Raw genomic sequence first — 9479 nt, forward strand, 5'->3', positions numbered from 1 at the left:
ACTCCTTTCTTGAGACGTGGAGTGGGTCATACCGTGTTGTGCGAAGGGAAACGCCACGGCGAGCGGCAATCAAGAGCTGGTCGGCAAGTGGCGGATCTCACTTCCCGAGCGGTCGAACGGCGGGACGAACGACGGCTCCGAGCGCCGACGAGCCGCTCACGCCGCCGAACCCACCGTTCGCGAGGCAGACCCGACCGCCGGCCGATTGACCTGGCGGTTCCGGTCCGGTTCCGGCCTAGCATTCGGCCATGTCTTCGACCGCACGTGCTGATGCTGCGCCGAACCGCCGGCGCGTCCTGCACCGCGGCAGCGCCGGCATGCTCGTCGGAGGGCTGATCGTCGTGGTCGGTTCGCTGCTGCCGTGGGTGTCCACACCGTTCGGCTCCCTGTACGGGACGGCCGGGCCCGGGCTGTGGACGCTGGGCGCCGGCTTCCTCGCCGTCGCGGGCGCGCTCCTGCCGTACCGGAAGCTGGCGATCGCCCACTGCCTGGCACCCGCACTGGCTGTCCTGGCCATCGTCGTCTGGCAGGTCGCCCGCCTGGGCTACCTCAGTGCCGCCACCGACTCCTGGGGGCAGTTGCTGCCTGGGATGGGTCTGGTGATGGCCGCCGGCGGCGGGGTCGTGCTGCTCCGTGCGGGATTTCGCCTCCGGTCCGTGACGTAGCATCCTGACCGGGCCTTCCCTAGGGTGCGGCTATGGGAAACCACGTCGACGAGTCCGACACCCCGGCGGAGGTCGACGCGGCGTTCCGGACCCTTCGCCGGGTCGCCATCGGCTATTTCGCCGTCTTCCTCGTCGCCATCACCGCTGTTCCAGCCCTCTCGGTAACCCTCGTCTGGTGGTCGGACAGCCGCCTCATCGGGGGCATGAGCCCCGGTTTCGTGATGGCTGCCTTCGGCCTTTACGTGTTCTTCTTCCTCATCGGCCTTGCCGCGGCTACCCTCTCCACCGCTGTCGAGGCCCGCATGCTCGGTGGCCCGCGTGACGAGGAACCGACCGAGGACGGCGCCCGGTGAACGGCGCGAGCCTTGCCGCCCTCGCCGCCGTGCTGCTCGTGGTCACCGGGTTCGCCGTGGTGATCCGTCCTCGCGGAGTGTCCACTTTAGACTTCTATCTCGCCGGTCGGCGGGTCGGTGTGATCACCAACGCGTGCGCGATCTGCGGCGACTACTTCTCCGCCGCGTCCTTCCTCGGCGTGGCCGCGGCGGTGTACGTCTCCGGCGTGGACGGTGTTTGGTACGCGGTCGGATTCGCCGCCGGCTTCGTCCCGGTCCTGCTGTTCGTGGCCGCACCGCTGCGCCGGTTCGGCGAGTTCTCGATCCCCGACTTCCTCGGCCGCCGGCTCGCGTCCGAGCGGGTCCGCCTGGTCGCCGTGGGCGTAGTGCAGTTGATCATCTTGTCGTATCTCATCCCACAGGCGGTGGGCAGCGGCATCACCTGGGAGCTGTTGGTGGGCCGGGGCGTCGCGGGGCTGTCGCCGTACGCCACCGGGGTCCTGTTCTCGACGGTCGCGATCACCGGCCTGGTCGCGTTCGGTGGCATGCGCGGCACCACCTGGACCCAGGCGGTCCAGTTCCTCCTCCTGCTCACGGCCCTCGTCTGGCTCGCCGTGGCGGTGCTCGGGTCGGGGTTCAGCTACGGGGGCGCGGTGGCCGACCTCTCCGCCGAGCCGCTGACCGCCGCGGTCCACACCGACGACGGGTGGCGGCTGGCGCTCGAGCAGAACCGCGTCGACGACGACGGGGCGGCAGCCTTCAACGAGCCGGGAGCGCGCTACGGCCGGCTCGGGCAGTTCGCCCTGATCATCGCTCTGGTGCTGGGAACGGCCGGCCTGCCGCATGTGATGAACAGGTACTTCACCAGCCCGACCGGCACCGCGGCCCGGATGACCACCGTCTGGGTGCTCGGGCTGGCCGGGATCTTCTACGCCCTCGCCGTGATGCTGGGCACGGCGGCCAGGGCGCTCATCCCCGCGGCGGTCAAGGACAATGCCTGGCTGGCGGAGCTGACGGTCGACGGTGTCCTGCGCATGCCCGAGCACGCCTTGCCGGTGCTGGGACGGATCTACGGCGGCAATGCCGGCCTCGGCGTGATCGCCGCCGGGGCGTTGGTCGCCGTCATGTCCACCATCGCAGGGCTCCTGCTCGCCTCGGCCGCGTCCTGGGGTCACGACGTCTACGAGCGGCACATCAACCCCCGGGCCACCCAGCGGCAGGCCGTCCGGGCCGGCCGTGCGACCGTCGTGGTGGTGGCGTTCGCCTCGGCGGGCTCCGCGCTCGCCATGCGGCCCGAGTCGCTGGTCGCGGTGCTGCCGTCGATCGTGGCGACGATGGTGACGTGGGCCTTCGCGCTGGCCGGTTCGGCCCTCACCCCGGTTTTTCTCCTCGCGATCTGGTGGCGCGGCATCACCGCGGCGGGCGCGACCGCCGGAATGGCCGGCGGCGCGGCGGTCGCGCTGACCATGTTCGCCGCCGGGATCCTGGTCGGGGACCGGGGCGTCGGCGAGCTGCTGCTGACCCCCACACTCATCGCCGCGCCGGTGGCGGCGGCGCTCACCGTGCTCGTCTCGCGGCGGACGTCCGTGCCGCCGGATGTCGAACGGATGTGGTCGGCCTTGCACGGCACCGCGGCCGACCGGCACGCCGAACGGCTGGCCCGGCTGATGATCAGTGGCGGCAGGCGCCGCGGGCAGGGGAGGAGGACAGGTGCGCAGCGGTAGCGTTCTGCTCGCCGCGGTGGTGGCGGGGACCTGGGGCCTGGTCTACCTGGCCACCCAGGTGCTGGTCGACCCCCCGCTGGCCACCGGCATCACGCTGGTCGTCGGGGTGGTGCTGACCTCCGTCCTGACGATCGGCTATCCGTCTGCCCTCCGCGGGCCGCGGGCAGGCCGGGCGTTGCGCCAGCCGGGCTGGACCGCGATCAGCCTCGGCACCACCCGGACGATCACGGCGGCGGGACGCTCGATGCCGTTGCGTTCCGGACTGACCGCCGACGCGGCACGCCGCACGGCCGAGCTGCTGCGGCCTCTCCTCGGCGGCCACGCGGTCGCCATCACAGACCGCGAGCAGGTACTGGCCTTCGTCGGCCCGGGCGCCGACCATCATCTCGTCGGTGGCCAGCCGGCGACCGGGACGACGGCCCGGGTGATCAGGCGTGCCCGGACGACGGTCGTCCGGCGCCGGTCGGAGATCGGCTGCCCGGTGCCCGGCTGTCCGCTGCAGACGGCCGTCGTCACGCCGTTGGCCATCGGCGACCGGTTGGTCGGAACGCTCAAGGTCTATCGCACCGACGCCGACCCGCCGTCGCGCGAGCTGGTCGAGGACATGGCGGGGATCCTGTCGCTGCATCTCGAACTCGCCGAGCTCGACCTGGAACGCAAGCTTGCGGTCGACGCCAAGCTCGATGCGCTGCGTGCGCAGATCAACCCGCACTTCCTGTTCAACGTCCTCAACACCATCACCTCCAAGGCTCGCGACGACCCGGATGAGGCACGGCAGTTGCTGGTGCGGCTGTCCGACTTCTTTCGCTACACCGTCCGCCAGGACGGCCACTTCGCCGAGTTCGCCCAGGAGTACTTCTTCGTCCGTACCTACCTGTCCCTGGAACAGGCCCGCTTCGGCGACCGCCTGCGCGTGCGCTACGACATCGACCCGCAGGTGCTGACGACGCACGTGCCGGTGCTGATCATCCAGCCGCTGGTCGAGAACGCTGTCAAGCACGGGCTCGCGGAGAAGGTCGAGGGCGGGACGGTCAACCTGCGAGCCCGCGTCGACCCGCTGACCAGAACCACCCTGATCCAGGTCACCGACGACGGCGTAGGCATCCCCGCCGACGTGCTCGCACAGCTCACCACCGGTGCGGCCGGCGCCGACGGCGGCGTGGGCCTGCGCAACATATCGCAGCGGCTCGAAACCCTGTTTGGAGAGCGCTATGCCCTCAATGTCCAATCCACCGTCGGTGCCGGGACAGCCGTCGAACTACGTATCCCCCTACGATGACAGGATGCGCGCTCGCGCACTGATCGTCGACGACGAAGCACCTGCCCGCGCCGAACTTCGCTACCTCCTCGAGGGGTTCGGCCATATCCAGGTGGTCGGCGAGGCCGCGAACGGTGAGGAGGCTTTGGTCCTGCTGGGCAGGCTCCACTACGACCTGGTACTGCTCGACATCCGCATGCCGGGCGGCACCGGACTGGCGGTGGCCGCGGCCCTGCGCGAGCTGCCCCACCAACCCAAAGTCATCTTCACCACCGCCTACCCGGACCACGCCGTCGACGCCTTCGCCCTCGCGGCGGTCGACTACCTGGTCAAGCCCTTCGACGCGGAGCGGCTCGGCCGTGCCCTGGACCGTGCCCTGTCCGGCACCGTGCACGCCGCCGCCCCTGGACCTCTGGTCCGGGGCGGGCCGCCGGGCACCGAGCAGCCGGCCCGCATACCTGTCCAGCGCGATGGGCGGACGGTGCTGGTGGACCCGGCGTCGATCGTCTACGCCAGCGCCGTCCGTGGTTACTCATACCTGAATCTGGCCGACGAGCGGCTGCTGGTGAGCTTCTCGCTGAACGAACTCGAGCGCCGGCTGCACGGTCACTTCTTCCGCACCCACCGCTCGTATCTGGTCAACCTCGACCACGTACGCGAACTCGTCCCCGACTACAAAGGAGCATTCGTCCTCATGATGGACGACCGGCAGCACAGCCGGGTCGAGGTCGCCCGACGTCAGGCGCGGGAACTGCGCCGCCGGTTCGGCATCTAGGGTGCGTCGTGGCGGAGGACCCCGGCACCGTAGTGTCACCAGTCGAGCGCCGACTCGCGCAGCCCATTCGCCCGATCCTGTGGTGCCAGGCCACCGACCGGATCCGCGATGTGGCCCGGCTGATCAGCACCGGCGTTCACTCCTGCGCCCTGGTGCGCACCAGGGCCGGCTTCGGCATCGTCACCGATCACGACTTCCGGCGCCGGGTCGCCACCGGCGAGCTCAGCATCGACGCCCCGGTCGCGCAGCTGGTCGCAGCCCCTGTGCTGACAGTCGACGAAGATGCCACGCAGGCCGCCGCGTTGCTCAAGATGGTGGAACACGCGGTGCACCACCTGGTGGTGATCGACCGGGACGGCCGGCCGGTCGGCGTGCTGCGGGCGGTCGACCTCGCCCACGCCGAGGTGCGCGACCCGCTCCTGGTCCGGTCGGCCATCGACACCGCAACCACTGTCGACGAGGTGGTGGCCGCGGCGCAGCTGCTGCCCGCGGCGATGGTCGCGCTGTGCGACAGCCGTGTAGCCGCGATCGACATCGGCGCCCTTCACGCCGCCGTGGTCGACGCGATCGTGCGCCGGGTGCTATGGGCGCGCGCCGATCCGGTGCTGGCAGAGGTGAGTCACTCCTGGGTCGCGCTGGGCTCCCTGGCCCGCCGCGAGTCGTTGCCGCGATCGGACATCGACACCGCCCTGGTGTGGGCGGACTCCACCACACCGGACCGGGCTGCAGCAATCCGGGCAGCCGCCGGCGGAGTCCTCGACGACCTGCGGCGCTGCGGACTGGAGCCGTGCCCGAACGGAACGAACGCGAACACCGCGGAGTTCAGCCGATCCCGGTCGGAGTGGGCCGGCGCCATCTCAACCTGGCGGCGCGAAACCATCCAGGAACGGTCCCTCTTGAGGTACGCCATGGTCGCGGACAGCCGTCCGTTGACCGAGACGGCTTTGGGCCGGTGCCTCACCGACCCGATCCGCGGCCACGCCCGCGACACCCGCTTCCTGCGGGCGCTGCTGGACGAGGCACTGGGCTTCCGGCCACCCACCGGGATCATCCGGGACTTCGTCGTCGAACACGGCGGCGCGCACGGTGGCCAGCTTGATCTCAAGAGGGGCGGGCTCGCTCCGGTGGTCGGACTGGCCCGGTGGGTGGCGATCGCCACCGGCGACGCCGGCGGCAACACGCCCGAACGGCTGCACCGCGGCGCTGCCCACGGGCTGCTCACCCTGGACGAGACACAGACGCTGACCGGCGCCTTCGAAGACGTCTACACCCTGGCACTGCGCCATGAGGCGGACGCCCTGCGCTCCGGCGCCACCCCCACGACGTACATCGGCCCGAAGACCTTGGACACCCTCACCCGTCGGCACCTCCGCGAGTCCTTCCGGGCTGTGCACGCCGTGCAGGCCGCGATCGACGAGAACTGGATGGCCCGGCTCGAACGGATGCCGGCGTCCTGACCACCCGCCGCCATCCCCGACGGGCGGGGTGTGTACAACGACGGGCGTGCGGTCAGGCCAGTCGATGAGTTTCGAGCGATGCTCGGACCGCGGCGAGGAGTTGGCTCGCAGTGAATGGTTTGGTCAGCAACGTGGCACTTGGCGGTAGAAGGCCTCGGTCGTTGATGAGTCCGTCGGCGTATCCCGACATGAACAGGACGTTGACCGTGGGACGGTCGGTGGTGATTAGGTCTGCGAGTTCGGGGCCGGGCATGCCCGGCATCACGACGTCGCTGAGCAGCAGCTGGATGGACCCATGATGGTGGCTGGCCAGATTGAGGGCGTCGGGGCCGTTCGCAGCGGTGATGACGGTGTACCCCGCCCGGGTGAGGATGCGGGCGGCGGTTTCGCGGATTCCCTCCTCGTCGTCGGCCAGGAGGACGGTTTCGGTTCCGCCGTGTGCGGACTGGGCTGTGGGCGCGGGAGGCGGCTCGGCAGTCTCGTCTGCGGTGGGTAGATGGATGGTGATCGTGGTGCCGCGGTGTGGTGCGGATTCGATGCGTAGGGATCCACCGAGTTGGTTGATCACGCCGTAGGTGGTGGCGAGGCCCAGCCCGGTGCCTTTTCCGCGGCCCTTCGTGGTGAAGAAGGGTTCGAGCGCGCGGTCCAGGACGTCGGGAGTCATTCCGACGCCGGTGTCGCGGATCGTGAGTCGCGCGTAGCGGCCTGGCGGGAGGCCGCCGCAGGGACCGTCTTCGCCGCCCTGGATGGCGGTGCTGGACGTGCTGATGGTGAGGGTTCCACCGGACTCCATGGCGTCGCACGCGTTCATGGTGAGGTTGAGAAGGATTTGGGCAATATTGACGGATTCGGCCAGAATATGGGGTAAATCTACGGCGAGGTCGGTGAGGACGTCGATGTCCTTGCCGATGGTGGGGGCGAGCAGGTCGCAGGATTCGTGGATGGCTTGGTTGAGGTCCAGCGGGGCGACGGAGAGGTGCTTCCGACTGCCGAAGGTGAGTAGCTGCTGGGTGAGGTCAGTGGCGCGGTGGCCACCGTTGCGGATTTGTTCCAGATCGCTGAGCAGTGTGCGGCCGGCGTCACTGGGTATGTGGCCGGTGTTCATGAGTTCGGTGATGCCTTCGGTGACGAAGGTTTCGAAGCCGAGCATCGCGCCGAGGATATTGTTGAAGTCATGGGCGACGCCGCCGGCTAGACGACTGAGGCCTTCGAGGCGTTGGGTGGCTTGGATGCGGGCGTCGACGTAGCGTTTCCGGTCGGCGGCCTGCTTCTGTCGCTCGGCCTCGACGACGGTGGTGATGTCGTCGATGGTGGCGATGAACCCATGTGATCCGCCGTTGTTGTTCGGGATGCCCTGCATGTGGACGTGCAGCCACCGAGCGGACCCGTCGGGCATGGTGACTTCGCCGCGGTAACGGTGCTGCGCGTGGTCCTGTGCGCCGGCGCCGGCCACAGAGAGCATCTTGTTGTGCTGATCCGGGTCGACGCAGCACAGCCAGCCGAGGCCTAACAGGTCGTCGGGGGACAGGCCCATGATGTCGGTGAATCGACTGTTGATGTAGTTCGCAGCGCCGTGCTCGTCGCCGAACACAGTGCCGACGGGTGAGTGGTCGGCCATCATCTGGAATCGTGCCGCGGTCTCGGCGAGCGCCTCGGTCCGCTCGATGAGTTTCGCGTCGACGGCTTGTTGGCGGGCGTGAGCCGCCTGTTCGGGGTCGAACTCGCGGTGAGTTTGAGTGGAGGTGGCGATGGCTTGGTCGACGGCGTCCAGAAGGGTTCGCGGGTCGACGGATTTCAGCAGCACCTTCGCCACGCCGCAGGCGTCAGCGACCGGCTGCGCCTCGGCGGGCAGGTAGTTGGCGGTGAGGAAGACTATCGGTGTGCCGGCAGTGTCGGGAGCGGCACGGAGTTCCTGGGCCAGTTGATAGCCGTCCATTCCCGGCATGAGTACGTCGGTGAGGACCAGATCGGGGTGCTGGGCGTGGGCCAGGCCGAGCGCTTCGGCGCCCTCGTGGGCCTCGATGACGGTGTGACCGCGGTGGGTGAGAATGTCGCGGACAAGCTCACGGTTGGTGGTGTGGTCGTCGACGACGAGGACGGTACCCATCGCGCGCCTCCTTTCAGGTATGTGTAGATATCTCAGCCCGTTGTGGTGGGTTATCAAGCGCTTCGCTGATCGGTCAGTGCGAGGCGGTGCTCGACGTGATCGACTGAAGCAGGTCGCGGGTGTGTTCGTACTGAGCCTCGAGCCGGGCGATCGCCTCGCCCGGGTCCTCCAGGCCGGCGCCGGTCGCCTGTTCTTCCAGTGATTGGCAGAGCGCGGCGAGGGCGCCGGCGCCGATACTGGAGGCTGCGCCCTTGAGGGTGTGCGCAGTCCGAGCAACTGCGTCGGCGTCGGCTTGTTCGGACGCGGTACGTAGGTCGGCGATGCAGCGCAGGCCGTCGCGGAGAAACGACGCCGTCAGCCGGTCGATGCTTGCCGGTGGGAGGTGTTCCCGGAGCTGGGTGAGTCGGTCGGTGATATCGGCGTCGCCGGGGTCCGCGATCGGGCGGTCCGGTCCGGCCGGGCTCGCGTCGTCGACCCAGCGCCGGATGGTCGACGCGAGGTCGGCGGGTTCGAAGGGCTTGCTGAGGTAGTCGTCCATGCCGGCGGCGTAGCAGCGGTCACGGTCGTCCTTGAGAGCCGCCGCAGTCATCGCGATGATCGGAATCCGGGGTGGCGGCCCATCGTCGCTCGGATCGTCGAGCGGCGTGGTGTCGGCTTCTCTGCGGCGGATCTCTCGCGCTGCTTCGTAACCATCCATGTTGGGCATCTGACAGTCCATGATCACCGCGCGATAGGCGTTTCGGTTGAGCAGGTCCAGGGCCTGTTGACCGTCGGCCGCGATGTCGACCTGGTAGCCGAGCTCATGCAGGACGCCTACGGCGACGATCTGGTTCGTCTCGTTGTCCTCGGCCAACAGCAGCCGATGACCGTTGGCGGGTTCCGGTGACCCCACGTCAGCGGCGTGAGCGGACACGTCCGTTTGCTGGCCGGCGACGGCCTGCATAAGACAGTCGTACAGCTGGGATTGCTGTATGGGCTTGGTGATGGTCGCCGCGATTCCGAATTTGGCTGCCTCTGTCGGTGCCGGTGGAACGGTCACCGACATCAGCACGATGGGCAATGAACTGATCTCAGCAAGGAATGGCAGCCGATTCGGGATGACACGGGTGAATCGGTGGTTTCGGGCGGTCCTCGAAACAGACGTGGAGCCATCGATAGACA

Annotated in this window: 8 protein-coding genes; 6 read left to right on the top strand and 2 right to left on the bottom strand. The window is 69.0% G+C overall.

Annotated features, from left to right (window positions below; translation table 11 throughout):
* The first annotated feature begins 248 nt into the window (after positions 1–248).
* From LXN57_RS13350 to LXN57_RS13375, 6 genes are read left to right on the top strand one after another with little or no spacing between them, the layout of a single operon-like run.
* Positions 249–665: a hypothetical protein gene (locus LXN57_RS13350; protein ID WP_251798380.1), complete on the top strand. Its 417-nt coding sequence runs from the start codon at positions 249–251 to the stop codon at positions 663–665.
* Positions 666–697: 32 nt separating this feature from the next.
* The gene (locus LXN57_RS13355; RefSeq protein ID WP_251798381.1) at positions 698–1018 is read left to right on the top strand and encodes a hypothetical protein; all 321 of its coding nucleotides are present in this window, start codon (positions 698–700) and stop codon (positions 1016–1018) included.
* Positions 1015–2721: a solute symporter family protein gene (locus LXN57_RS13360; protein WP_251798382.1), complete on the top strand. Its 1707-nt coding sequence runs from the start codon at positions 1015–1017 to the stop codon at positions 2719–2721. Before LXN57_RS13355 ends, LXN57_RS13360 begins: the two co-directional genes overlap by 4 nt.
* The gene (locus tag LXN57_RS13365) at positions 2708–4000 is read left to right on the top strand and encodes a histidine kinase (RefSeq protein WP_251798383.1); all 1293 of its coding nucleotides are present in this window, start codon (positions 2708–2710) and stop codon (positions 3998–4000) included. Before LXN57_RS13360 ends, LXN57_RS13365 begins: the two co-directional genes overlap by 14 nt.
* Before the next feature lie 4 nt (positions 4001–4004).
* Positions 4005–4754: a LytR/AlgR family response regulator transcription factor gene (locus LXN57_RS13370; RefSeq protein WP_251798384.1), complete on the top strand. Its 750-nt coding sequence runs from the start codon at positions 4005–4007 to the stop codon at positions 4752–4754.
* 8 nt (positions 4755–4762) lie between these two features.
* Complete coding sequence (locus LXN57_RS13375; protein WP_251798385.1) at positions 4763–6211, top strand: putative nucleotidyltransferase substrate binding domain-containing protein; 1449 nt, start codon at positions 4763–4765, stop codon at positions 6209–6211.
* A gap of 52 nt (positions 6212–6263) precedes the next feature.
* On the opposite strand, the gene LXN57_RS13380 is transcribed toward LXN57_RS13375, so the two are convergent.
* A complete protein-coding gene (locus LXN57_RS13380) occupies positions 6264–8318 on the bottom strand; it encodes a hybrid sensor histidine kinase/response regulator (protein WP_251798386.1) in 2055 nt (684 codons plus the stop codon).
* A 73-nt stretch (positions 8319–8391) separates the two neighbouring features.
* Positions 8392–9479: response regulator (locus LXN57_RS13385; protein WP_251798387.1), on the bottom strand; the 1088-nt coding region annotated here is incomplete at its 5' end.

The sequence above is a fragment of the Paractinoplanes hotanensis genome (genome assembly GCF_023717965.1).
GTDB classification, from domain to species: Bacteria; Actinomycetota; Actinomycetes; order Mycobacteriales; family Micromonosporaceae; genus Actinoplanes; species Actinoplanes polyasparticus.

Excerpts from the sequence above, each read along its gene's own strand:
- LXN57_RS13350 (WP_251798380.1), top strand. The coding sequence starts at position 249 with ATGTCTTCGACCGCACGTGCTGATGCTGCGCCGAACCGCCGGCGCGTC.
- LXN57_RS13370 (WP_251798384.1), top strand. The coding sequence starts at position 4,005 with ATGCGCGCTCGCGCACTGATCGTCGACGACGAAGCACCTGCCCGCGCC.
- LXN57_RS13380 (WP_251798386.1), bottom strand. The coding sequence starts at position 8,318 with ATGGGTACCGTCCTCGTCGTCGACGACCACACCACCAACCGTGAGCTT.
- LXN57_RS13355 (WP_251798381.1), top strand. The coding sequence starts at position 698 with ATGGGAAACCACGTCGACGAGTCCGACACCCCGGCGGAGGTCGACGCG.